The following is a 23,894-nucleotide window of genomic DNA, read 5'->3' as shown; positions in this document are numbered from 1 at the left end:
CCGTTATTTTAGCGCACATCATTCAAAAATCCATAGCGGCCTTGTGTTTCATCCTTCGTGAAGTGGATGACATTAGCATTGCTGTAATCAAGGTCAGGGATATCATTTTCAATGATAATTATCTGACCGATGTCTTGGTTATTCAACAAATACTGAAATAGAGCGGCTTTCATCGTATCAGATGCTTTACCATCGCCACGTTCTTTTAATGAAAGAATGGGGGAATCAACAATCAGTAAACGCGGTGCGTATTTCCCACGTTCGGCTAAATATTTCATCAGCACAATGGTAAGTACGGTGTTCAGGAAGGCGCGATAGCCCTTACCGAACGTTTCTTTAGCTTGTCCATTCACAACCATATCAAAGGTTTTCAAATTGAAATAGGCAAAACTGAAGCCGTCATACTGGCACATCTCAAGAACTCGATTCAGGTAGGTGTTTAACGTATCTAGAATATCTTGGTCGAAATGTGCCTTGATACTAAACCCTGTTTCTGAATCATCTTCTTGCAAGGCATCAAACAGTTCTGTCTTCATACTGTCTTCAAATCTGCTAATCACGACGGCTTCATTCTGAATTTCAATGGCTCTGCGATATTCTGCCAGCGCTTGCTTTAAGGCAGCTGCTTTTGGCTTTAGTTCCTGATTCAATAGGAACTCTACATCCGACTTTTCCTTTCGCAGGGAGGAGATTTTTGTCTCAAGCGTCGCGCGCTCTGCCATGAGGTCATGTTCAGCTTCTGCCAAGTCGTTTAGCTGGAGCTGGATCCGATGGAGTTCGGCATGCGAAGCTTCAACATAAGTCTGCTCCTCCTGGAGCGGTATATCGCCATCACAAAATGGGCATTTGGAATTTGCAGGTATATTAGTTTTATGCAAATCACCTTCTACGATAAAGGTCAAGCGCTTAATATCCGAGATGTATTGGCTCTTCAGCGCTTGATAGCGGTTATAGAGGATATCACACTCTGCCAACTGTTCTTCCACTGTGAATATTTCTTTCATGAGCCATTTACTACGGTTGACAGAATTGGTGATGTTTCGTTCCGTTTCAGCAATTTCATCCAGAATTGCCTCTACCTTTTCTTGAAGCGCCAAAGCATCCAAAACTGGAAATTGGTTCAGTTCGTTTTTCCGCTCAGCGAAGGCGGTCAATCGCTTATTGATAAAGTCAGCAATCGCTTTTTTGCGGGCTTCTTTTATCTTTCTGTCCTCACGCTGGTCGGTATCTGCAAAATCCACAGCTGTCATCAAAAAAAAGAGGGCAGAGAGAGCTGCCGACACGGCTGTATTCTGTTTAGGCAGTAGGATGGAAGGTTCTTGAAAGACATTAGTTTCCTTAATCAAGAACATATGCGAGAACGTTCTCCAGGTAAGTCGTTGTTTTTCATAATTCGAGTTTTTAATGATAAGATGTTGATCTTTTATGCCGATCAAGTGTAACCAAATGTCGCTAATGGTGTTTTTTGAGCCATTAATGTTATAGCTTTTCGACTCGATACCAGGGACTGTACTGTGTACCTTTACTTTTTTCGTATCATTAGTATAAATTGGGCGTTCAAGCGTTAATTTGCCATCTTCCGTGGCGATGATCATCTTGATACAGTCATACCCCAAGTTTTTGTCAAATCGTATGCTGGTGCTGCCAAATAAATAATCGATACATTCTAGTACATAGCTTTTCCCGGTATTTGAAGGCCCCGAAATAATATTCAGTCCCTTATTAAGTGTCAAGACTGATGGCTCTTTGCCTTTGCCTGTAACAATTAACTTCTCAATATAGAAGTGACTCATCTAATTCATACTCCTTTGCAGCGAAGACAACGAACGTTGATTGATGATCTCAAGAACTTCGCGTTCTGATTTGTCAACTATGTATAATTGAGCGAGCCTTGCAATATCGCGATACGCATTTGCATAATCGCTCGTAAGTTTCGCGCTGTAGGCTAAGCCATTTTGGCTTATGGAATAAGTAAAACCTTTTTGTGTGGGTGATACGCATATCAGATTATTGAGCACAAGCCGCTTGGTGGCTGCTTTCACTAGCTCGCGGCGCAGAGCAAACTCGCTGAACTTATAATTGTTATCACCATGAAGGTTCTCATCTGATATTCCAAAGTCTTTACCGTATATCGTTATAAAATCGGTTGCCGCTATCATATCTGTTGTTTTCCCTTGGCCACCAGTGATTTCCAGCGTCAGAAGGACACGCAATGCTATTTCAAACGGCGTGTTAAATACATGATTCATTCTTAACCCATCCCTTTAATTTTCCGTCATTTACCAAGATGTGACATACACCTTTTTTCTCACTGGAGCCGATCCAGTCCGGTAGGCGGCTTAACAGACATTTATCTACACGAATAACGGCAGCTTGGGACATGACTCGATTCAACCGTTCAAAGCCATGAGGGTAGTCAATGGAGTACACATCAATGATGCCATCGTAGGTTTCTTCTTTCAGAATATCAAACTGATCGGGATCTAAATTCCCGAATACGTCTCTTGAACCCCGGCGGATCGTTTCAGCCGCATAATAGTCCTTTCTTCGCCGTTCGAAATCACTCTTATACCTTGGGTATTTTTCCAGCACTTCTTTGGGCAATTCAGCAAGTCCCTCTGCATCTGCATAAGCGGCTAATAATTCCTTCACATACACCATTTCATGCAAATCAATGTTATCTGGTGGGATGAGTCGAGTAGGGTGTATCTGTTTGAATTTCTCAAATAATGCCATCAGTTTTTGGGCATCATCAAAGACAGTTGAGTTGTCGCTGCCAGCCTTGACCAGATTATTATCTAATTGCTGCTTATTTGGTTTTTTCAGTGCATACAAAAATACGCTTGACAGAAAGTCAGGCAGTGATTCGACTGTTGCCAAGGCTATGAATTCATCCTGTTTTTGTTTAGGTACGTCTTTATCTGACGTTATCAGCTCGCAGAGCTTAGCAAGCAGGTCGGATATCAAATCCGGTATAATTTCTGGCACGACTACGTCTTCAAAGTAGTCGCGAGCTGCTTCCATAATCTTTTTCGAGCTGGATGCCGCTATGATTTTTTTGCGCATCGGGATTTTAAGCCCGAATAGATCACTGGCTATTTTATCAGTAACCACGAAAGGTTCGCCCTGTTGATTCGTGATGTTCTCGTTGTCGGTGATTAAGCCTAACAACAACTCGGTCACACTCGTTTGGTTATTTGGCTCCCTAACTGCATTTTTCAGAATGGTGGCGTAAGTACCAAAACACAACCTCACCACGAGGTTCACCCCTTCAGGTAAAATCACCAGTCAAAAATTGGTCAAAAACAGGTCAAATTGAGAGGAATTACTTTAACGTCTTAAAATGATACCCTTTTCTTGTAGGCAGTACAGGAAAGGGGTTTTTTGTTGTTTGTTGATAGTTGTTGCATTTCCGTGAAAAAACAGGCATTTCAACTAACTATATTTGACAGCCATTGCCAAATCCCTTGTAGATATCTCGATATCTTTACCTGTAATGCAATATAAACACCTATAGATACTTATAAATTACGCTGTTAAAACGCCTATTCGAATTACCAAGGAAAGTAGAGCCAACGCGATGCAGCCAAACGGCTCCCGTTTAAAAAAACGGCGAGTTTTTTGGCTGATTGTCATGCCTTTTTCTCGCAAGAGAAAGGGGCTTTTTTAATGGCAATCAATACCAAGCAAACCCCGGCTCATAAGCGGCACATCGAAATCGATGGACAGCAAATCCCCGTTACGGAAGAAGTCTACCGTGTATATAAGCGCCCGCTATGGGTTGAACACAAGCGCCAAGAACGGGAAAAACGCTGCCGGGATGAACGCGGCAACCGTTGCACCGGGAACTGCAGCAAGTGTGATAAAAAGCGGACGGGCAGTATCCTTTCCTTAAACAGGCTTGTTGATGAAACTGGCGTTGAACCCGCCGACCCTGTGGATATCGCCGAAATGGTGGCAGATAAACAACTGCTTGAAGAATTGTATGAAGCTCTCAACGAACTGGACCCGGACAACCGGAAAATCATTGAACTTTTCAGTATGGGCATATCGGAACGGGAGATTACCGCAGAAGTTGGTCTGTCCCAAAAAGCAATCAACAAAAGAAAAACCAAGCTGTTTTCTAACCTGAGGGAACGGTTGAAAAATTTTATTTAACTTGTGGTACTCAAAACACTCTCAACTGTCCTGTGAATAGTAGAGGACAACGTTTTAAAATTTTTTTTAAAAATCGGTACTCAAAATCCAATCATTTGTCCTGTGGATAGTGAGGGGCAAAAAAACAGTCCTCGGGAAGGAGGCTTGAAAAATGCAAAACCAGGTTCCCAAAGGTAGCACTGACTACCGCGACAATGAGAGGAACGAAGAAATAGCGGATGTACTTACGGCAATCAGCGTGGTGGCTAAGCGCCTTGCCCAGAAGTTAACAATGCTTGCGCGGCAGGAAAACCAAAAAACGGAAGGAGGCAGGCTGAATGAGCAAGTCGAGTGATTTGTCGATAGCGGTTGCGGAACTTAAGCGCTGTGGCGAAGCCCTTATCGGCATATCGGCGGCGTTGGCGGATTATTTCAGTGCTACCAATGATGCCGAGAAAATGGAACAGCCGACTGCGAAAACTCCTGCGCCAGAAGAAAAGCTCATCAGCCTAGAAATGGTCCGGGCAGTTCTTGCCGAAAAATCCCGCGCCGGCTATACCGCCGAGGTGCGAGCTCTGCTCGAAAAACACGGCGCTTCAAAACTGTCGGAAATCGACCCCACAAAATACTCAACGCTGCTTAAAGAAGCTGAGGTATTGGAAAATGGGTAAACACGCCCTGCTGTCCGCTTCCAGCGCGCACCGATGGCTAAACTGCCCGCCTTCTGCCAGGCTCTGTGAAAACTGCGAAGATAAGGCTAGTGATTATGCCGCCGAAGGCACAGAGGCTCATTCGCTCTGCGAGTACAAGCTGAAGGTCGCACTCGGCATTCCCGCCAAAGACCCAACCGCCGGTCTTACCAGCTACAACGAGGAGATGGAAGACTGCGCAACCGGCTACGCCGCCTACATTCTCGAACTGGTAGAAGCGGCAAAACAAACCTGCCCTGACCCGCTAGTCCTAATTGAGCAGCGTCTGGATTTTTCCAGGTATGTGCCGGATGGTTTCGGCACCGGCGACTGCGTGATAATCGCGGACGGAACGCTCCACATCGTGGACTACAAGCACGGGCAAGGTGTTTTGGTGGAAGCTGCGGACAACCCGCAGATGAAATTGTATGCTCTCGGTGCTTTGGAACTTTTTGACAACATCTATGACATCGACACTGTTGCCATGACCATCTACCAACCCCGGCGGGATAACATATCTACGCACACGCTGCTTAAGGAGTCCCTGTACCAATGGGCTGAAGAAATCCTGAAACCCACCGCTGCACTTGCTCATGCCGGCGAAGGAGAATACCAATGCGGTGAGTGGTGCCAGTTTTGCAGAGCAAAACACAAATGCCGTGCCAGAGCCGAGTACAATCTGGAACTTGCCCGCTACGAATTCAAACTCCCACCCCTCTTGGAGGACGATGAGATTGAAAACGTTCTTGACAAACTCGATGCTTTGACCGCATGGGCGTCAGACGTTAAGGAATACGCCTTGCAAGCCGCGCTCAGCGGCAAAGAGTGGCACGGGTGGAAACTGGTCGAAGGCCGCTCCAGCCGCCGCTATACCGATGAAAACGCGGTGGCCCAAGCAGTCAGCGCGGCCGGCTTTGACCCCTATGAGCATAAACTCTTAGGCATTACTGCCATGAGCTCGCTGCTTGGCCAAAAGCGCTTTGCGGAAATCCTCGGCGGATATATCGAAAAACCGCCTGGCAAACCAACGCTTGTGCCGGTTTCGGACAAGCGTCCGCCAATCAATCTAGTAAAACAAGATTTCAGTGAATGTTAAGGAGGAAAATCTCAATGACAAAACAGGCAAACAAAATCAATAGCAACCCTTTAAAAGTAATTACCGGTCCCGATACTCGCTGGTCTTACGCCAATGTGTGGGAACCCAAGTCCATAAACGGCAGCATGCCCAAATTCTCGGTATCACTGGTCATCCCTAAGTCTGACACCCGCACCGTGGCAAAAATCAAGGCTGCGATTGCAGCCGCATATCAGGAAGGCGAAGCAAAACTAAAAGGCAATGGCAAAACCGTACCGCCGCTGTCTGCCCTCAAAACACCGCTGCGTGACGGGGACATCGAGCGACCGGACGATCCAGCTTACGCCAACGCCTACTTCATCAACGCTAACTCGGCAACCGCACCAGGTATCGTGGACGCCAACTGTCAGCCTATTCTGGAACACTCCGAGGTATATAGCGGCGTGTACGGCAGGGCGAGCATAAGCTTTTATGCCTTTAACAGCAACGGGAATAAGGGTATTGCCTGCGGGCTTAATAACCTGCAAAAAATCCGCGACGGTGAGCCCCTTGGCGGCAAATCCAGGGCGGAGGACGATTTTGCCACCGACCTCGATGAGGACTTTTTGTCGTGAGGGCTAGTAAACACACTGCGGAGGGAGTAAACACCGCTCCCTCTGCGGCCCCTATAAAATCGCTCTCGCTGGATTTGGAAACTTATTCGTCAGTCGAACTCGGGAAATCAGGTCTATACAAATATGTCGAGTCACCGGACTTCGAAATCCTGCTCTTTGGCTACTCTGTTGATGGCGGTGAGATTCAGGTGGTCGACCTTGCAAGTGGTGAATCGGTGCCGCCTGAAATTGTCGCCGCACTAACAGACGACACAGTTATTAAATGGGCCTTTAATGCCAATTTTGAACGAATTTGCCTGTCAAAGTGGCTGGGGCTGCCTATTGGTCAATATCTAGATCCGCGCTTATGGCGCTGCACGATGGTTTGGTCGGCCTATATGGGCCTGCCTCTTTCGCTTGAAGGCGCTGGTGCCGTGCTGGGTTTGGAAAAACAAAAGCTGAGCGAAGGCAAAGACCTCATCCGCTATTTCTGCCAACCATGTAAACCCACAGCCGCCAACGGACAGAGGACGCGTAACCTGCCAAGCCATGCGCCTGACAAGTGGGCCGCGTTCAAGGCATACAACCGCCGTGATGTGGAAACCGAGCTGTCCATTCAGCAAAAACTGGCCAAGTTCCCAGTGCCGGAAGACGAGTGGCGGAACTATATCCTCGACCAGAAGATCAATGATCGTGGAATCCGGCTTGACATGGATCTGGTCAGAGAGGCTGTTTGCTGCGATGAACGAGCGAGGGTAGAGCTCACGAGCGCAATGCGAAAACTCACCAATGTGGAGAACCCTAACTCGGTTGCTCAAATGAAAGTGTGGCTCGCGGAAAACGGGCTCGCGACCGATACCCTAGGCAAGCCAGCGGTCAAAGAACTGATCAAGACAGCGCCAGAAAATCTTAGAAAAGTGTTGGCACTCAGACAAGACCTCGCCAAGAGCAGTGTGAAGAAATACAAGGCGATGGAGAACGCGGTTTGTGATGATAGCCGCTTACATGGAATGTTTCAGTTTTACGGAGCAAACAGAACAGGTCGGTTTTGTCTCACTGGTGACCATGAGATACTTACACCGCATGGGTGGAGAAGGCTTGACAGCAAATTTAACGGTTGGCCAATCGCTGCGCAATATGATTTGACCAATAATCAAATAACCTTTGCCAAATGCCCGGTTCATTCCTTTGAATACAAAGGAGATATGTATGAATGGCAAGGGAAGCGCATCTCACAAATATCAACGCCTGAGCACAGAAACCCTGTCGCGTACCATAAAAAAGATTTTGAAATGCGGATGGTGGTTCAGATAAAAGGACACCCACGCATTCTGATCTGCGGCCAATATAAAAGCGAAATCCCCAGGAATTTTACAGATGACGAAATTCGGCTTCTTGTTGCATACCAGGCTGATGGAATAGCTGCTGGTGGTCGCCGTAACAGCCTCGCCTTCCGTCTAAAAAAGGATCGCAAGATTGAACGTATGCGTTCGCTATTGGACAGAATGGGACTCCCATATAAAGTGAGCATCCATAAAGATGGCGTGACTTGTATCCGTGTCGAGCCGGATAGCTATAACTCACGTATTAAAACAAAACAATTCGGGTGGTGGCTGATCAATGAAAATGCCGACGTGTTTTTTGATGAATTGAAGTACTGGGACGGGCATGTCCAAACCAAGAACAGTTCGCAATATTGTACAACCAACAGGCTAAATGCGGAAATCGTGGCAACTTTTGCACACTTGTCAGGGCGGGCTGCGCTTATAAACACAGTTCCTGCAAGAAGAAATGGAAATGCCAACTTATCAGAGGCTTACTATGTAGAAATTTGGGAAAACGCGCGTGAGGTTGGAATTGAAATTCGGAGCGCACCGCAAAAACAATACGAACCATTCATGGGGCGAGTCTACTGTCTTGAAACAACAACAGGGTGTTTCCTGGTCAGACGAGATAAGAAAATCTGGGTGACCGGCAATTCATCCAAGGTAATTAATATCCAAAACCTGCCGCAAAACCACCTGCCAGATCTTGAGCAGGCCCGCAGCCTTGTTAAGTCCGGCAACTTTACCGCGCTTACCATGCTCTACGACTCTGTGCCGGCGGTGCTTTCAGAACTCATCCGTACCGCCTTTATTCCTAAACCGGGCCTAAAGTTTATCGTTGCCGACTTTTCCGCGATCGAAGCCAGGGTTATTGCCTGGCTCGCCGGTGAAACATGGCGCAATGAGGTATTTGCCAGCCACGGCAAAATCTATGAAGCTTCGGCAAGCCGGATGTTCCATGTTCCGATTGAAGAAATCACCAAGGGCAGCCCGCTTAGGCAAAAAGGGAAAATTGCAGAACTGGCCCTCGGCTATGGCGGCTCGGTCGGCGCGCTCAAAGCCATGGGCGCAATCGAGATGGGCCTCAGCGAAGAGGAGCTGCGGCCGCTGGTGACGGCGTGGCGATCAGCCAATCCCAACATTGTAAAGCTGTGGTGGGATGTAGATAAAGCGGCCGTAACCGCGGTTAGGGAACGGACAACATCTTCAACCCATGGCATCCGTTTTGAGTGTAAAAGCGGCATGCTGTTTATTACCCTGCCATCCGGCCGGCGTTTAGCCTATGTAAAACCCCGCATTGATATAAACCAATTCGGCTCAGATTGCGTGATCTATGAAGGCGTTGGCCCTGCGAAAAAGTGGGAGCGCATCGAAACCTACGGCCCTAAACTCGTCGAAAACATCGTGCAGGCTATAAGCCGCGACATCCTTTGCTACGCCATGGGGCGTCTAGACAGTGCGGGCTTTTCCATTGTGATGAGCGTGCACGATGAAGTGGTGCTTGAAGTGGCAAACGGCGTTTCTCCGGAAGAAGTGTGCCGAATCATGGCGGAAACTCCACCCTGGGCGAAAGGACTGCTGCTTCGTGCCGATGGCTATGATTGCACGTATTACAAAAAAGATTAAGATTGCCCCCGAATCTGGGGTGAGCGGCTAAACTTTCAGCCAAACTCAGGTTGAAAAGCAAACGTTTATATATACAAAATAAATGAATAAGCATACAGGTGATGGATAAATATGCAAGTACGTTTATGCGCCATAACTAAAACCGTACAAGACAAAGGTGGCGATAATTTCGACAGCCTTTATAAGCTTGAGTTAACAAAACTGCAAAGGGGTATACGCAAATGAACACTCCTAGCGGAGTTCGACAATTAAAAAAGTTTATCACAAAGCAGATTGGAGGTTTTATGATGAACGAACTTCAGATTTTTTCTTATGAGGGCAAAGAAGTCAGAACCGTTGAGAAAAACAGCGAAGTCTGGTGGGTTCTTAAAGATGTGTGTAATGCACTGGAAATCGGAAACTCCAGAATGGTTGCAGACCGGCTGGATGATGACGAAAAGGGTGTAAGTATTACTGACACCCCTGGTGGAAAGCAAGAATTAACGGTTATTAGCGAAAGCGGGCTCTACAACGTTATTTTGCTTTCCCGTAAACCGGAAGCCAAAAAATTCAAGCGCTGGGTGACACACGAGGTGTTGCCGTCAATACGTAAATATGGCGCATATATGACGCAAGCCACCATTGATAGGGTATTGGCTGACCCGGATTTTGGCATTCGACTATTGACCCAGCTGAAAGCAGAAAAGGCAAAGAACGCAGAACTCACAGCGCTAGTTAGCGCCAAAAACCAACAGATTGCCGAAATGAAGCCCAAAGCCAGCTACTACGACGTAATTTTAAATTGCAAGGATGCCGTTGCCATCTCCGTCATTGCCAAAGATTACGGAAAATCAGGGAAATGGCTGAATAAATACCTGCATAAGCTTGGCATTCAGTTTAAGCAGGGCAACATCTGGCTTTTATATCAAAAATATGCGGAAAAAGGTTTTACCTGCACCAAAACCCACAGCTACCTTGCTAGTGATCGAACCACCCACTCCAATATTCACACATATTGGACGCAGAAAGGCCGGATCTTCATTTACGAGCTCTTAAAAGCACACGGTGTTTTGCCGCTGATCGAGCAAGGCATGGAAGCCGAGGTGGTGTAAGCATGAACAAGCGTAACAGCGAGTACTACCCAGACCCCACTGCCGCCGAAGCGTTAGCCAATGTCGCCAAGGCGGAGAAAGTGCGTCCTATCATCTATGTCGCTTCGCCGTTTGCAGGCGACACCGAGCGTAACGCCGAGCGGGCGCGGGGGTACTGCCGGTTTGTCATCAGCAAAGGAGGTATTCCGTTTGCGCCGCATCTTCTCTACCCTCAGTTCATGGACGACAGTCACCGCGAAAGCCGCGAGTTAGGGTTATTCTTTGCGCTCAAACTGCTGGCAAAATGCGACGAACTGTGGGTGTTCGGCGAGCAAATCAGCGAAGGCATGAGCCGAGAAATTGCCAAAGCCAGAAAACGCGATCTACCCATCAGGTATTTCAGCAGCCGGTGCGAGGAGGTAATGTCCCATGGACGATCTCGTTAAGATATCCGTCTGTAATCACAAAACGGACAAAAAATACAAAAATCAAGAACGGCCCTGGAGTTACCTGAAAGAACGTAATCGCAACCCCGTGCGTACGTCCGAAACCGCTGAGGAATACCCTAAACTCTCCAAAGCCCAGCGCGACGCGGCCAAAGACCATGGCGGCTTTGTTGGCGGCTGGCTCAAAAGCGGCATCCGTAAGAACGGAAACGTGCTCTGCCGGACCATCGGCATGCTGGATGCTGACCAAATTCCCCAAGATGTAGATTTTCCTGCCCAGGTAAAACAAGCCCTTGGCACCATCGACTATTTTATTTACTCCACCCACAGCCATACGCCGGCAGCGCCGCGTTACCGGGTTGCGATCCGGTTGGGGCGTGAAGTGGCCGAGGACGAGTATCCTGCACTCATGCGGATGGTGGCCAAACAAATCGGGATGGACTGCTTTGACGATACCACCTATCAGGCTAACCGCATGATGTATTGGGCTTCTTGTCCATCCAACGGTGAATTTTTCTTTGCCGAAAACGACGGCGAGCCGCTAAACCCCGATGAATATCTAGCGAGGTATGATGATTGGCGGGATGTAACCCAGTGGCCGCTCTCATCACGGGAAAGCGAAGTTAAACAGCGCGAGAATGCCAAGCAGCAAGACCCATTAGCCAAAGCCGGCGTGGTAGGCGCCTTTTGCCGGGCGTATTCAATTGAAGACGCAATTGCGGTTTTCCTAAGCGACATTTACGAGCCGTCAGCCATTACCGGCCGATATGACTACATTCCCGCCGATAGTACAGCCGGGGTTGTGCTCTATGACGGCAAGTGGGCCTATTCCCACCACGCCACAGACCCGGCCAGCGGGAAGCTTTTAAATGCCTTTGACCTAGTGCGGCTCCACAAATTCGGCGAGCTTGATGAAAAGGCGTCATATAAGGCTATGTGCGAGTTGGCAGTTAAAGATGAGCGGGTAAACGCCCTTTTGCTTGCCGAGCGAAGAGAACAGGTCGAGCTGGAATTTGCCTTAGGCACTGATTGGACAAAGGCTTTGCAGCGAGACAAAGGCGGGCTTTTGCTCAACAATCTTCATAATATCAGGCTTATTTTGGAAAATGATCCAAAACTACAGGGGATTGTGTTTAACCAGCTTGCGGATGGCCTGGAAATCAAGGGTGAAGTACCGTGGAAACACCCTAGCCGCTTTTGGCGCGATGCAGATGATGCCCAGCTCATCAGCTACATCGACTCCCATTACGGCACCTTCTCGGCCCGGAATTATGAGATTGCGGTCACCAAAGTAACCGATGACCGCTCATACCATCCAATCCGCGAGTATTTAAGCTCGCTACCGCCGTGGGATGGTGTGCCGCGGGTAGAAACCCTCCTAACCGTTTATCTTGGTGCGGAAGATAACCGGTATGTCCGTGCCGTGATACGAAAGACGCTCTGCGCCGCCGTTGCCCGGGTGCTGAGTCCCGGAGTCAAGTTTGACAACATCCTCGTACTGAATGGCCCGCAAGGCGCGGGAAAATCCACACTCATTGCCAAGCTGGGCGGCGACTGGTATTCCGACAGCCTGTCGCTTACAGATATGAACGATAAAACAGCCGCCGAGAAATTACAAGGGTACTGGCTTCTTGAAATTGGTGAACTGGCCGGGATGAAAAAAGCCGACGTTGACAAGGTTAAAGCGTTTATCTCACGCCAAGACGATAAGTACCGTGCCAGTTTCGGGCGGCGCGTTACCTCTCATCCAAGGCAGTGCGTATTTTTCGGGACGACTAACTCCGAAAAAGGTTATCTCCGTGACATTACCGGCAACCGCCGCTTTTGGACGGTCAAAACACCAGGCAGTGGTACTAGACGTACTTGGCAGTTAACCGACGATAATGTTCGGCAAATCTGGGCTGAAGCATTCGTTTATGTAAAGGCAGGTGAGAAACTCTACCTTGACGCTGATTTGGAAAAACTCGCCAAAGCCGAGCAGCGGGAAGCCATGGAGCAGGATGAACGCGAGGGATTGGTGCGTGAGTACCTGGATAAGACGCTTCCCGACAACTGGGATACGATGAACGTTTACGAGCGGCGAGAGTATATCCATTCCCCGGATGAACTGACATTGCCGCAAGGCAAAACCCTCCGCCAAACAGTCACCAATATGGAAATTTGGTGCGAATGCTTTGGCAAAAAGCAAGAAGACCTAAAACCGGTGGACAGCTATGCTATCGCATCAATTATGGAGCGGATTGAAGGCTGGGAGAAAACAGGCAAACACATATCACTGCCGATTTACGGCAGACAGCGTTATTACAAACGGCACTGCAGTCCATGCTGCGTTTGACCTAGTCGACCCGCCAATAATCAGTCCGCACTGAACACTCCACCGCTTGTTCGGCAGTTGTGCCTGAAGTTGTTTAAGATGAAAAAGTCCGAAAATACTGGGGAAAACGTCTGTCTTGAACAAGTGAACAAGTTATCTATATTAGATTAAATTTTTTATATATAAGAGAGATGTGACTGGTGCGCGTATGCGCGTATACACGCGTATATGCGCGTATATAAGAAAATTTTGTTTAAGTTGTAGCATTAAACCATCAAACCCTTGAAAAATCAGGGGTTCGGGCTGTAACAACCTAAATGAACAACGCTGAACAAGAACAAGTTAAATCACTTTTTCGCGGATGGAGGGCGAATAAATGGAAAGACAATTAGAGCAAAAACTTGTCCGGGCAGTAAAAGCGCTTGGCGGGATTGCCCCTAAGTTCATATCCCCCGGTTTTGCTGGAATGCCGGACCGCCTGGTGGTTTTACCAATCGGTAAAATTGCTTTCGTGGAAGTTAAAGCGCATGGAATGAAACCCCGGCCGTTGCAAGTGAAAAGACATGAACTCCTCAGACGGCTGGGGTGCAGGGTGTACCTTCTAGACGATGAGGAGCAGATACCTCGGCTGCTTGCCGAAATAACAAGAGGCGGTGATGCCACCTGAAGTTTGTACCGCATGCGTATCAACAATACTCGATTAAATATATTCTGAGTCATCCAAAGGCAGCGCTTTTTCTCGACTGCGGCCTAGGGAAAACAGTCATTACCCTTACCGCTATCTTCGACCTTGTTTTGGACAGTTTCCAAATCCGCAAAGTGCTGGTCATCGCCCCACTGCGCGTTGCTAGGGACACCTGGCCGGCAGAGATTGAAAAATGGGATCACCTGAAAGGACTTACCTATTCTGTCGCTGTGGGAAGTGAAGCCGAACGCACAGCGGCACTCAAAGAAACAGCCGACGTTTACCTCATCAACCGGGAAAACGTACCATGGCTGATTGAAGAGAGCGGGCTGCCCTTTGACTATGACATGGTTGTCGTCGATGAATTGTCCTCGTTTAAATCCCATCAGGCCAAACGGTTTAAAAGCCTGTTAAAGGTCCGGTCTAAAGTAAAGCGCATTGTCGGGCTTACCGGTACTCCTGCGGCTAACGGCTTAATGGACTTATGGGCCGAGTTTCGCCTGCTGGATCTGGGAAAGCGGCTGGGGCGCTTTATCGGTAACTACCGGAGCACCTATTTCATACCGGACAAGCGGAACCAGCAGATGGTATTTTCATATAAACCCAAACCCGGCGCCGAAGAAGCTATCTACCGGCAGATTTCAGACATTACCATCAGCATGAAAAACACCGACTATCTTAAACTAACGCCACTGGTGATGAACGAAATCCCCGTGCGGCTGTCGGCTGAAGAGTGGCAGCACTACCAAACATTAAAAGACGAGATGGTTCTCTCTTTAAAAGGCAAGGAAATTGACGCCGTGAGCGCCGCCGCCCTGTCAAACAAGCTGCTGCAGATGGCTAACGGTGCGGTATACGATGAAACAGGCAGCGACACCCAAATTCATGACCGTAAGCTTGATTCACTGGAGGACATCATCGAAGCAGCGAATGGCAAACCGGTTTTAGTTGCTTACTGGTTCAAACATGACATTGAACGGATATGTAAGCGCTTTCCTGCCGAGCGGCTGGACAGTGCGGACTCCATTAAGCGGTGGAATGCCGGTAAAATCCCGGTGGCGGCTATCCATCCGGCGTCAGCGGGTCATGGCCTGAACCTGCAAGCAGGCGGCTGCAGCCTGGTATGGTTTGGCCTAACCTGGAGCCTGGAGCTTTACCAGCAGACCAATGCAAGGCTTTGGAGGCAAGGACAGAAAGAAACGGTTGTGGTTCACCACATTATTGCCAAAGCCACAATCGATGAAGACGTAATGGCAGCATTGGTTAAAAAAGAAGTTGGCCAGACAGCGCTGCTTCGGGCAGTGAAAGCAAGAATTGGGGAGGGTTGAAAATGAGCATTGACGATATTGGAGCCAGAAGGCTGATTGCCAGCATTTTAAAGAAAGCCTGTGATGACTATGCAAGTGACAAAGGCTGCCCGGAGTGGTGTTCGTTTAAAGATTCGTGCAGCTTGAATAAAGTTGATGCCGAACACTGTGATGCCAAGCGGTTTATCCATTCCGCCTGGTGCGCGGCCCTTTGCGACGGACTGAACATTGACCATGAAGAGTATGTGGCGGTATGCATCAAGAAACATCGCCTGAGTAAAAACACCTTCAAATATGTCGAGCAGGAAATCCGCCAGTATAAGAATATCTTAAAAGAGCTGAGTCGCCTAAAAAACGATATTATCCTGGAAACGCCGGAAAAGCAGGAAGGTCGGAGCAATGCTCTTGGCAACAGCACGGCAAGCAAAGCTATTAAAATTAGCATGGACAGGAAAATAGTTGAACTTGAAAAAACCAAAACCGCAATTGAGAAAACCTATCAGCGCCTGTGCCAAGATAAGCAGGCGGTCATGGAAGAATACTGGAAAAGCCGGTACACGACCTCAGGACTTGCGGACAAGCTGGGCGTAGATGAACGCACCATCCGGCGCTGGAAGCAGTACATCGTCTATTCAGTGGCGGCAGAACTAAATTATTTATAGAATGTCCGGAAATGTCCGTTTTGGGGTATTTTGACGGTGTAGAATAGTAGCATGGGAACAGTATTGGTGGAAAAATATGCAGAGCAGCCTAAGCTACTATTTTTGCGGGTGATACTTTTAATCTGTTTAAGCATACTATGTAGAAGGCAGTATGTTCTTTCGGTCTATAAAATAAATGTTTATTTACTTTAAGAAATGGTTTACAATATAATTGAGGTAAAGAAAACGCCAGTGAGAGGTGAAGAAAAAATGGCAACAATTTCCTTTACTAGAGAATTTGCTATAACGAAAAAAGAAACTGTTGATAGACTTGAACAGAGTGTACAACACATAAAGCCTGTAAAAATTAGCTCGCGTAACGTTGTTGCCGATTTGCAGAGGAGTGAAAGAAAATTATTGAATACGCTTCGCTCCAAAGCCTGATTCGGGCAACTGATATTGATGAGAAGATATGGAGAGATGCACTCTCTCTTTTTTATTGTTCCAACGATGATGATATAACAGATTTTATAAGGAACAAGGCCGTTGAATATGAAAAAAGAGATAAGTGCCGGACCTACATTTATTTTGACAGTGCAGAGCTTGAACAAAGTGGCAAGTTGAAAATTATTGGTTTTTTCTCTATTGGCTTGAAGACATTGAAGGTACCTGTTATTGATACTATGTCTAATACCCTTAAAAAGAAATTAGGCAACCTAGCTGATGACGAAAAAAACCTTGTCGCTTTTCTTATCGGCCAGTTAGGCAGAGACAGTCGCTATGGCAAGGAAGTATTAGATGGCAAGAGAATGCTGCAAGATTGTTATGACATTATTGCAAGTGCAAGAGATGTTGTTGGTGGTAGAGTAATCTTATTAGATTGCAAGCCTGTAGAAAAATTATGCAGCTATTATGAAAGTGAAGGCTTTATTGATATTACCGAAGACGGAGACGATTTAAGGCACTACATTCGTTTTATGAATTGATTTTTTTAAAATGTCCGGAAATGTCCGTTTTGGGGTATTCGGACATGGTAAAATAGTATCATGGGGGAATAACCCAGCAAATAAGAATAAGCTTTGCTCAGGCAAAGGTGGCTGCAATCTATGCCCATGAAACCGAAAAAACCATGCCGGCATCCCGGCTGCCCGCGTTTAACGAACACTCGCTATTGTGAACTTCATGCCAAGCTGCATGCCCATGACCGGGAAAGTTCTTACGAGCGCGGCTACGGCAGCCGGTGGCAAAAAGCGAGAAAACAGTTCTTGGCCAAGCATCCGCTGTGCGCGGAGTGTGAGCGGGCAGGAAAACTAACGCCGGCGACTGTAGTGGATCATATCAAGCCACACCGGAAAGATGCGGTGCTGTTCTGGGACGAAAGCAACTGGCAGCCGCTTTGCAAAAAATGCCATGATAGGAAAACCCGGACGCAGGACCAGTATCCCGAATATACTTTTTGACGGATATGTTTGCCCTATCCAATATGTTTGCACATTCATGGGTGGCAAATTACCCCCTATATGGGGAGGGGGGTCTAAAAACCCAGGAGCCACAAGGCTTGTAGCCGCCGCCCCGCATCGCACGAAAAATCGCAGAATTTAATAGGGGGGATACCCCCAAAACGCCGGGAAACCAGTTGTTATCTGTGTTTCCCGTTGCCTTTTTTGCGTGGTAATTAACGCATAGGCTGTAAAACACTTGCTAAAACGCAAGGTTTTGCGGCCTTTTTTCATGCAAAAATTCCGCGAAAAGGAAGTGAAAGAGTGACAGAAACTCAGGCCGAACAGATACGCGAATTTCGCCTGAAAGGAATCGGCTATAAAGCCATTGCTTCCATTCTTGACCTTTCCCGCGATGTGGTCCGCAACTATTGCAAAGACCAGGGTTTAGAAGGCTATGGCCCAGTAGTAGCAGTCAACAAGCAAGAACAAATGCAGCAAGGCAGCCTTTGCAGGTGCTGCAGCCAAACTATCCGCCAGCCGGGCATGGGACGAAAACGCATTTTTTGCTCGGACCAATGCCGGCGACAGTGGTGGGCTGCCCATCCGGAGGACTCGCGGAAAAAGGAAACGGCCATTTATAAAAAGACCTGCGTTTATTGCGGCCGGCAATTCACCGTATACGCAAGCAAAAACAGAAAATACTGCAGCCACGAATGTTACGTGCATGACAGGTTTTGGCGGGAGGAAGAAGGCCGAGAGCCATATTTAAGTCCGGCCCGGCGAGAGGAGGCAAAACATGAGTGAAATGAAATGGCAGACATTGCCGATTGAAACTTTGCGCCCGGCGGCATACAACCCCCGCAAGAAGCTGAAGGCGGGCGACAAGGAATATGAAAAAATCAAAAACTCCATTTTAGAGTTCGGCTATGTAGACCCTATCATCGTCAATTACGATATGACGGTTATCGGCGGCCACCAACGGCTGACGGTTCTGAAAGACCTGGGATATACCGAAGTGCAGTGTGTGGTAGTTGAAATCAAAGACGAGAACAAGGTCAAGGCTTTGAATATCGCTCTTAATAAAATCACAGGCGCTTGGGATGAAAATTTGCTGGCCGGTCTTTTAGTGGACCTTAAGGCAGCCAACTTCAATACCGATTTTACGGGCTTTGAAGTACCGGAGATTGACCAGATCCTGACTCGCGTACATAACAAAAACTGCAAAGATGACGACTTTGATATAGACGCCGCCCTGCAAGAAGAAAGCTTTGTCAAACCGGGGGATATATGGCACTTGGGAAAACACCGGTTAATGTGCGGCGATGCCACCAAAGCAGAAGATGTGGCAATTTTAATGAATGGGAAAAAGGCAAATCTGGTCGTCACCGACCCGCCGTATAACTGCTCCTATGAAGGCGGCACTGGTATGACGATCATGAACGATAACATGGAATCTAAAAAATTCTATGAGTTTTTGCTTGCGGCAATGAAGAACGCATACAATCATCTTGTCGATGGCGGGGCCATCTATATTTTCCACTCGGATGCGGAAAAGGTGAATTTTTATAACGCAACGGTCAATGCCGGCTTTCATTACTCCACCACGTGTATTTGGGTGAAAAACTCCCTGGTAATCGGCAGGATGGATTATCAGATGCGCCATGAGCCGATAATTTACGCCTTCAAGGATACGGCAAAACATCGCTGGTATTCCGACCGGAAGCAGAGCACCGTATGGGAGTTTGACCGCCCGGTAAAATCCAAGCTGCACCCGACCACAAAACCGGTTGAACTTATAGCCTATCCTATCCGCAATTCCTCCCAGGTCAATGGGATTGTACTGGATTTATTCGGCGGCAGCGGCTCTACCTTAATTGCCTGTGAACAGATAGACCGCAGCGCTTATCTGATGGAGCTCGATCCAAGGTACGCAGCTGTGATCGTAAAGCGGTATGCGGAAGCGGTGGGCGATACTAAGAATATCTTTCTGGAGAGAGAAGGCGGCATGTACTCTTGGCAGGAAGTGATGGCAGGGATGAAAGATGGCTAGGTTACCGTAGCAGGCGGAATGAATATTCAGTCAGCGAATGAGACGAACGCTTGATGGATAGAATCGTTTATTCTCTGCTGCAGCTAAAAATGGTTTATGATCGTTCTGAACCGTCGAAAACGTAAGGGAAAATTTGCGAAAAATACTTGCACATTCCGCTTGCTAATTCCTGTGTTTAGAGGGATATATAGACTACCAATACACAGGGAGGAAAAGCAAATGACAAGAAAAGAACTGGTTCAGGCCTTGGAAGCAAGATGGCAAGTCAAAGCAAAATATCTGGGCATGCCAAGCTGCGCCTATGAACTCAAATGCAGCGCGGGAACCTTCAACATCGACCGCCACGGCGTGATCCGTGAATTTTCGGGGCGCGAGGTTTCGGCCGAGGAACTTTTGCGCGAGGACGCAGTGGAGCCAATTACCGAGACGGTGCCAAGCGAGCCGGGTGAACTACCGGCCGAAGGATATGCGGCCCAACTGCCGCTGGCGGGGCATACGGCAGTTAGCCTGCGGAATTTGGTCAATATGCTTGCCAGCAAAGAACACTTGCTTGTTAGCGCCTTTGACCTGCCACGCCCGCTCGTGGAGAAAAGTTTGGCAGAGGAGCTTGGTCAGAGAAGTTTCGTGGATATGAAGGCCTTTCAGGTGTTTTTGGCTGAATCCAAAGCTGGATGCTGCCCGGGCTTAGAACTGGATTTTGAAAAGCAGACACTGACCATAAAGCTGGTGAAAGACAATCCGACGCCGGATGAAATGGCGGCATTTTGTGACTTGGCGGTTTGCATGAACGAATATGCCAAAAAGCTTAAGCGTTCTTCCTTCAAACCGGCGCAAGAAGAAAACCCCAAATACGCCATGCGCACTTGGCTGCTGCGACTAGGCATGAATGGCGACGCCTTTAAATTAGCCCGCAAGGTACTTTTGGCAAGGCTTTCAGGCAGCGCTGCCTTCCGCACAACTGAAAACCAGGAAAAGCATAAAGAACGCCTGCTGGCTAAAAAAGCCAAGCAGGCCAGTTTGGAAAATAAGGTTATAACGCAGTCATCATAGGCTTTCCACCCACAAAAATACTTGTGTGTATTCAAAAATAGTACTGGATAATCTGTGCTTTTAGAGTGATCTTCCATGAAAGTATTTGCACAGTCACGAATGAAACTGGTGCAGAATTTAAAAATATGATTGCAGAATAGAGTCGCTATACATCTAAGCTTTTTTAGCTTGCGAGTGATCTTGACTGGGCTTGCTTTGGAGCACAGTTACATGTTGCCCTATGCGTAGTTCGCTAAGGAATAGCACGAGTATTATATTTTCAAATTTCCCTAAGCAAGCCATTCTGCACATTTTATTTTAAGGGATTGATGGAATGCGAGATTTATTGGAGGTTTGCTGCGGATTAGATGTACATAAAGAGGTTGTGGTAGCCTGTCTGCTCAAAGGTGTATTGGGCCAGGAGCCAACTTCGGAGATTAGAGAATTTTCCACATTACTAAGCGGTTTGGACAAGCTAAAGTCATGGTTAATTGAGAACAACTGCCGTGAGGTAGCAATGGAAAGTACAGGCGTTTACTGGTTTCCGATTTATAATGTTTTAGAAGCTGTGTTTGAGGAGGAAGGTGGCATCAATATAACGGTCACCAATCCACGTCACATGAAGAACGTGCCGGGCAAAAAAACGGATGTTAATGATGCCAAATGGATTGCCGGTTTGCTTCGGGCTGGATTGTTGAATGCAAGCTACATACCGCCAAGACAGGTGCGAGAGTTACGTGATTGGACGCGTTATCGAAAGACCATTGTGCAAGAGATGACTGGTCACAAAAATCGGGTGGAGAAATATTTACAACAGTGCGGGTTTAAGCTGTCCACGTTCTTGACCGACATTTTTGGGCAGTCTGGTATTTCTTTAATTCATAAACTTTGCGATGTTGGGTATATCTCGCCCGATGATGTTCTGTCTCATTTGCGTGGTACGGCAAGAAAAAAGCTTGACGATATTAAGCAAGCTGTAAATGGCCGTCTAAATGAACACGAGCGGAGCTTTTTGTCCATGCTGGTACGTAATTTTGAACAATGCCTTCGGGAGATTGAAGATATTGAAAAGAAAATAATGGAGTGTGCTGGAAAATTTGAGGAAGCCATACGATTAGTGGAAACAGTTCCCGGCATACAACGTTTAACAGCAATTACTATCATTTCTGAGATTGGAACAGACCTAAACATGTTCCCAACCGCGGCGCATCTATGCTCTTGGGCAGGTATGTGTCCGGGTAACAACGAGAGTGCAGGGAAGAAAAAGTCCACCAGGCTATCAAAGGGTAATTTACAACTCAAAAATATACTCTGCCAATGCTCATGGGCAGCAACAAGAAATAAAAAGACTTATTTGAGGGACTGGTACTGGAAATTAAGCCGACGAAGGGGAATGAAGAAAGCTATTATTGCACTTGGACGTAAGCTCCTAACAATTATTTATCATATGCTTACTACTGGCGAATTATATGACGAAACTCGCTACGGACAGGCAAAGAATCGACACGAGGAAATCCGAAGAAACAAACTTATTGCTGAAGCCCAAAGACTAGGACTGAAGCTACTTCCAGCATAAAGTAACCCCTAATTGATAACTTAGTATCCTGATTTAGGCTGGTTTTTTTCACTTTGAATACCGGTCTGTTTGTCTTGACTTCCTTTTAATAGTACGGTGTAATGCATACACGGCACGATAGAAGGGTTTCGTATTATATATAGTACTGACAAAAGAAACACACAAGTATTGAAAGGGCGGGAAACATATGAAAACATTAAAATTCGGGATTGAAATCGAACTGACCGGCATCACCAGAGAAGAAGCATGCAAAGTGATTGGCGCCTACTTTGGCAAAGAAGGCGGCTGCGCCGGAGGCGCTTACCGCGCGTATGAAGCCCAAGACAACAGGGGCAGAACCTGGAAGGTGGTAAGCGACGCCAGCATTACCGCCGAGAAAAAGGCCAACGGCGTCAGGGTTTTGGCCGGCGACGAATACAAGACCGAAGTGGTCAGCCCCATCCTTACTTACGAAGATATCGAGGATGTACAGGAACTGGTCAGAAAGCTAAGAAAAAAGGGCGCGTTTACAAACCCATCCTGCGGAATTCACATCCATGTGGGAGCAGAAAAATTTACACCGCAGACTCTCCGCAACATCGTCAACATTATTGCCAGCAAAGAAGACATTCTTTACAAAGCCCTGCAGATAGACCAACAGCGCCTGCGGTACTGCAAAAAGACCAATGAAAAACTGCTTGACGCCATTAATCGCGAGAAGCCCAAAACAATGGCTCAACTAGCCGATATTTGGTATGCCGAAGACCCGACAAGCCGAAACCGCCATTACCATAACAGCCGCTACCATGGACTAAACCTGCACGCCACTTTTACCAAAGGAACGGTTGAATTCAGACTGTTTAACTCCACCACCCATGCGGGGGAAATTAAAGCTTACATACAATTTTGCCTTGCGGTTTGCAATCAGGCTTTGACCCAGAAAAAGGCCTCAGCTAAAAGAACGGTAACCGACAACGAAAAATACGCCTTCCGATGCTGGATGCTGCGCCTGGGGCTTATCGGCGACGAATTTAAAACCTGCAGGCTGCACTTTTTAAAACACCTTGAAGGCAACTCGGCCTGGAGACAGGCTGCTTGAAGGATTTAGCCAAAGGCGCTAAAAGGGCGGAAACAGCCGCCCTTTTGGCGGTAAAAGGCAACAGCGGCCTTGCAGAAAGGATGGAATAGATGATGAAAACGAAACTTTACATCGCGTACGGCAGCAACATGGATATTGGCCAGATGGCCTACCGCTGCCCAGCGGCAAAATTGATTGGCGCATCACAAGTGGAAGGCTACCGGCTGCTCTTTAAAGGATCGCAGACAGGTGCCTATGCCACCATTGAACCGGCAAAAGGCTGTACCGTTCCAGTTCTAATTTGGGAAATAACTGAAAAAGATGAACAAAGCCTTGACCGTTATGAAGGCTTTCCAACGTTCTACTACAAGAAAAACCTGACTGTTTTTGTAAATGGCAAGCAAAAACAGGCCATGGTGTATATCATGGATGAACAGAGGCCCCTTGGCAAACCCAGCCAGCGATACTACAAAGTAATCGAAGCTGCGTATGTTAAGTTCCACTTTGACATGGAAATTTTGGCCAAGGCGCTTGAAAATAGTATTGCCGAGGGACATGGCGATGTTTGTTAAAAAAGAAATCGTCGAGCATCTGCGCAAGCAGTATCCTGCCGGCACAAGGGTAGAGCTTATCCGCATGAATGATGAGCAGGCGCCCATTGGCACGCGAGGAACAGTGACCGGCGTAGACGACATGGGAAGCATTATGGTTTCCTGGGATAGCGGCGGCAGCCTGAGCGTGGTCTACGGCGAGGACTTGTGTAAAAAGATAGACTGAAACATTTAACCGAGAGCAGCCCTTGAAGGGGCTGTTTCTCGTATAGCCCGATACA

25 protein-coding genes are annotated in these 23,894 nt (G+C 47.5%); 22 read left to right on the top strand and 3 right to left on the bottom strand.

Annotation, left to right across the window (positions count from 1 at the left end; genetic code table 11):
• Positions 1-8: 8 nt before the first annotated feature.
• The 3 genes from SCACP_RS13265 to SCACP_RS13255 are packed head-to-tail and all read right to left on the bottom strand — an operon-like array spanning position 9 to position 3,258.
• Positions 9-1,793: a hypothetical protein gene (locus SCACP_RS13265; RefSeq protein WP_425058009.1), complete on the bottom strand. Its 1,785-nt coding sequence runs from the start codon at positions 1,791-1,793 to the stop codon at positions 9-11.
• Positions 1,794-2,249 (bottom strand): ABC-three component system middle component 2, encoded by a 456-nt coding sequence (locus SCACP_RS13260; RefSeq protein WP_425058008.1) that lies wholly within the window; start codon positions 2,247-2,249, stop codon positions 1,794-1,796.
• Positions 2,233-3,258, bottom strand: a complete 1,026-nt coding sequence (locus tag SCACP_RS13255; RefSeq protein WP_425058007.1) for an ABC-three component system protein — start codon at positions 3,256-3,258, stop codon at positions 2,233-2,235. Before SCACP_RS13255 ends, SCACP_RS13260 begins: the two co-directional genes overlap by 17 nt.
• Positions 3,259-3,669: 411 nt before the next feature.
• Here SCACP_RS13255 and SCACP_RS13250 point away from each other — a divergent pair, with 411 nt between their 5' ends.
• The 22 genes from SCACP_RS13250 to SCACP_RS13145 all read left to right on the top strand — a co-directional run bounded on the left by SCACP_RS13250 (position 3,670) and on the right by SCACP_RS13145 (position 23,839).
• Positions 3,670-4,158: an RNA polymerase sigma factor gene (locus SCACP_RS13250; protein ID WP_425058006.1), complete on the top strand. Its 489-nt coding sequence runs from the start codon at positions 3,670-3,672 to the stop codon at positions 4,156-4,158.
• A 151-nt stretch (positions 4,159-4,309) separates the two neighbouring features.
• Positions 4,310-4,492: a hypothetical protein gene (locus SCACP_RS13245; protein ID WP_425058005.1), complete on the top strand. Its 183-nt coding sequence runs from the start codon at positions 4,310-4,312 to the stop codon at positions 4,490-4,492.
• On the top strand, positions 4,476-4,808 hold the full coding sequence (locus tag SCACP_RS13240) for an rRNA biogenesis protein rrp5 (protein ID WP_425058004.1): 333 nt from the start codon (positions 4,476-4,478) through the stop codon (positions 4,806-4,808). Before SCACP_RS13245 ends, SCACP_RS13240 begins: the two co-directional genes overlap by 17 nt.
• The gene (locus SCACP_RS13235; RefSeq protein ID WP_425058003.1) at positions 4,801-5,922 is read left to right on the top strand and encodes a DUF2800 domain-containing protein; all 1,122 of its coding nucleotides are present in this window, start codon (positions 4,801-4,803) and stop codon (positions 5,920-5,922) included. The genes SCACP_RS13240 and SCACP_RS13235 overlap by 8 nt, the downstream gene beginning before the upstream one ends.
• Positions 5,923-5,936: 14 nt before the next feature.
• Entirely contained in the window at positions 5,937-6,515 is a 579-nt protein-coding gene (locus tag SCACP_RS13230) for a DUF2815 family protein (protein ID WP_425058002.1), read from the top strand.
• Between the two features lie 53 nt (positions 6,516-6,568).
• Entirely contained in the window at positions 6,569-9,445 is a 2,877-nt protein-coding gene (locus SCACP_RS13225; protein ID WP_425061406.1) for a DNA polymerase, read from the top strand.
• Positions 9,446-9,729: 284 nt separating this feature from the next.
• Positions 9,730-10,536: a phage antirepressor KilAC domain-containing protein gene (locus tag SCACP_RS13220; RefSeq protein WP_425058001.1), complete on the top strand. Its 807-nt coding sequence runs from the start codon at positions 9,730-9,732 to the stop codon at positions 10,534-10,536.
• A gap of 80 nt (positions 10,537-10,616) precedes the next feature.
• The gene (locus SCACP_RS13215) at positions 10,617-10,961 is read left to right on the top strand and encodes a DUF4406 domain-containing protein (protein WP_425058000.1); all 345 of its coding nucleotides are present in this window, start codon (positions 10,617-10,619) and stop codon (positions 10,959-10,961) included.
• On the top strand, positions 10,945-13,296 hold the full coding sequence (locus SCACP_RS13210; protein WP_425057999.1) for a VapE domain-containing protein: 2,352 nt from the start codon (positions 10,945-10,947) through the stop codon (positions 13,294-13,296). Before SCACP_RS13215 ends, SCACP_RS13210 begins: the two co-directional genes overlap by 17 nt.
• A gap of 355 nt (positions 13,297-13,651) precedes the next feature.
• The gene (locus SCACP_RS13205; protein WP_425057998.1) at positions 13,652-13,942 is read left to right on the top strand and encodes a VRR-NUC domain-containing protein; all 291 of its coding nucleotides are present in this window, start codon (positions 13,652-13,654) and stop codon (positions 13,940-13,942) included.
• Positions 13,939-15,288: an SNF2-related protein gene (locus SCACP_RS13200; RefSeq protein WP_425061405.1), complete on the top strand. Its 1,350-nt coding sequence runs from the start codon at positions 13,939-13,941 to the stop codon at positions 15,286-15,288. The genes SCACP_RS13205 and SCACP_RS13200 overlap by 4 nt, the downstream gene beginning before the upstream one ends.
• Positions 15,289-15,290: 2 nt before the next feature.
• On the top strand, positions 15,291-15,929 hold the full coding sequence (locus SCACP_RS13195; RefSeq protein ID WP_425057997.1) for a hypothetical protein: 639 nt from the start codon (positions 15,291-15,293) through the stop codon (positions 15,927-15,929).
• A gap of 195 nt (positions 15,930-16,124) precedes the next feature.
• Positions 16,125-16,352 carry a hypothetical protein gene (locus SCACP_RS13190; protein ID WP_425057996.1) on the top strand — a complete coding sequence of 76 codons (228 nt, stop codon included), beginning with the start codon at positions 16,125-16,127 and terminating at the stop codon, positions 16,350-16,352.
• 176 nt (positions 16,353-16,528) lie between these two features.
• Positions 16,529-16,894 (top strand): hypothetical protein, encoded by a 366-nt coding sequence (locus SCACP_RS13185; RefSeq protein ID WP_425057995.1) that lies wholly within the window; start codon positions 16,529-16,531, stop codon positions 16,892-16,894.
• 120 nt (positions 16,895-17,014) lie between these two features.
• Complete coding sequence (locus SCACP_RS13180) at positions 17,015-17,368, top strand: HNH endonuclease (protein ID WP_425057994.1); 354 nt, start codon at positions 17,015-17,017, stop codon at positions 17,366-17,368.
• Positions 17,369-17,671: 303 nt separating this feature from the next.
• Positions 17,672-18,154 carry an RNA polymerase subunit sigma-70 gene (locus SCACP_RS13175; protein WP_425057993.1) on the top strand — a complete coding sequence of 161 codons (483 nt, stop codon included), beginning with the start codon at positions 17,672-17,674 and terminating at the stop codon, positions 18,152-18,154.
• Position 18,155: 1 nt separating this feature from the next.
• A complete protein-coding gene (locus tag SCACP_RS13170) occupies positions 18,156-19,400 on the top strand; it encodes a site-specific DNA-methyltransferase (protein WP_425061404.1) in 1,245 nt (414 codons plus the stop codon).
• A 219-nt stretch (positions 19,401-19,619) separates the two neighbouring features.
• Positions 19,620-20,450, top strand: coding sequence for a hypothetical protein (locus tag SCACP_RS13165; protein WP_425057992.1), 831 nt, complete (start codon positions 19,620-19,622; stop codon positions 20,448-20,450).
• A 313-nt stretch (positions 20,451-20,763) separates the two neighbouring features.
• Positions 20,764-22,005 (top strand): IS110 family transposase, encoded by a 1,242-nt coding sequence (locus SCACP_RS13160; RefSeq protein ID WP_425057927.1) that lies wholly within the window; start codon positions 20,764-20,766, stop codon positions 22,003-22,005.
• A gap of 187 nt (positions 22,006-22,192) precedes the next feature.
• Positions 22,193-23,083, top strand: a complete 891-nt coding sequence (locus SCACP_RS13155) for an amidoligase family protein (RefSeq protein ID WP_425057991.1) — start codon at positions 22,193-22,195, stop codon at positions 23,081-23,083.
• Positions 23,084-23,175: 92 nt separating this feature from the next.
• Positions 23,176-23,634 (top strand): gamma-glutamylcyclotransferase family protein, encoded by a 459-nt coding sequence (locus SCACP_RS13150; RefSeq protein ID WP_425061403.1) that lies wholly within the window; start codon positions 23,176-23,178, stop codon positions 23,632-23,634.
• Positions 23,624-23,839 carry a DUF4314 domain-containing protein gene (locus SCACP_RS13145; protein WP_425061402.1) on the top strand — a complete coding sequence of 72 codons (216 nt, stop codon included), beginning with the start codon at positions 23,624-23,626 and terminating at the stop codon, positions 23,837-23,839. Before SCACP_RS13150 ends, SCACP_RS13145 begins: the two co-directional genes overlap by 11 nt.
• The last annotated feature ends 55 nt before the right edge of the window (positions 23,840-23,894 follow it).

The sequence above is a fragment of the Sporomusaceae bacterium ACPt genome (genome assembly GCA_041428575.1).
GTDB lineage: Bacteria > Bacillota > Negativicutes > Sporomusales > Sporomusaceae > Sporomusa_D > Sporomusa_D carbonis.
Note: the sequence above shows the minus strand (reverse complement) of the source record. Positions and strands in the feature narration are given on the sequence as shown.

Excerpts from the sequence above, each read along its gene's own strand:
- SCACP_RS13230 (WP_425058002.1), top strand. The coding sequence starts at position 5,937 with ATGACAAAACAGGCAAACAAAATCAATAGCAACCCTTTAAAAGTAATT.
- SCACP_RS13210 (WP_425057999.1), top strand. The coding sequence starts at position 10,945 with ATGGACGATCTCGTTAAGATATCCGTCTGTAATCACAAAACGGACAAA.
- SCACP_RS13220 (WP_425058001.1), top strand. The coding sequence starts at position 9,730 with ATGATGAACGAACTTCAGATTTTTTCTTATGAGGGCAAAGAAGTCAGA.
- SCACP_RS13260 (WP_425058008.1), bottom strand. The coding sequence starts at position 2,249 with ATGAATCATGTATTTAACACGCCGTTTGAAATAGCATTGCGTGTCCTT.
- SCACP_RS13235 (WP_425058003.1), top strand. The coding sequence starts at position 4,801 with ATGGGTAAACACGCCCTGCTGTCCGCTTCCAGCGCGCACCGATGGCTA.
- SCACP_RS13155 (WP_425057991.1), top strand. The coding sequence starts at position 22,193 with ATGAAAACATTAAAATTCGGGATTGAAATCGAACTGACCGGCATCACC.
- SCACP_RS13170 (WP_425061404.1), top strand. The coding sequence starts at position 18,156 with ATGAAATGGCAGACATTGCCGATTGAAACTTTGCGCCCGGCGGCATAC.
- SCACP_RS13265 (WP_425058009.1), bottom strand. The coding sequence starts at position 1,793 with ATGAGTCACTTCTATATTGAGAAGTTAATTGTTACAGGCAAAGGCAAA.
- SCACP_RS13205 (WP_425057998.1), top strand. The coding sequence starts at position 13,652 with ATGGAAAGACAATTAGAGCAAAAACTTGTCCGGGCAGTAAAAGCGCTT.
- SCACP_RS13195 (WP_425057997.1), top strand. The coding sequence starts at position 15,291 with ATGAGCATTGACGATATTGGAGCCAGAAGGCTGATTGCCAGCATTTTA.
- SCACP_RS13180 (WP_425057994.1), top strand. The coding sequence starts at position 17,015 with ATGCCCATGAAACCGAAAAAACCATGCCGGCATCCCGGCTGCCCGCGT.
- SCACP_RS13150 (WP_425061403.1), top strand. The coding sequence starts at position 23,176 with ATGAAAACGAAACTTTACATCGCGTACGGCAGCAACATGGATATTGGC.
- SCACP_RS13145 (WP_425061402.1), top strand. The coding sequence starts at position 23,624 with ATGTTTGTTAAAAAAGAAATCGTCGAGCATCTGCGCAAGCAGTATCCT.
- SCACP_RS13160 (WP_425057927.1), top strand. The coding sequence starts at position 20,764 with ATGCGAGATTTATTGGAGGTTTGCTGCGGATTAGATGTACATAAAGAG.
- SCACP_RS13250 (WP_425058006.1), top strand. The coding sequence starts at position 3,670 with ATGGCAATCAATACCAAGCAAACCCCGGCTCATAAGCGGCACATCGAA.
- SCACP_RS13190 (WP_425057996.1), top strand. The coding sequence starts at position 16,125 with ATGGTTTACAATATAATTGAGGTAAAGAAAACGCCAGTGAGAGGTGAA.
- SCACP_RS13245 (WP_425058005.1), top strand. The coding sequence starts at position 4,310 with ATGCAAAACCAGGTTCCCAAAGGTAGCACTGACTACCGCGACAATGAG.
- SCACP_RS13165 (WP_425057992.1), top strand. The coding sequence starts at position 19,620 with ATGACAAGAAAAGAACTGGTTCAGGCCTTGGAAGCAAGATGGCAAGTC.
- SCACP_RS13240 (WP_425058004.1), top strand. The coding sequence starts at position 4,476 with ATGAGCAAGTCGAGTGATTTGTCGATAGCGGTTGCGGAACTTAAGCGC.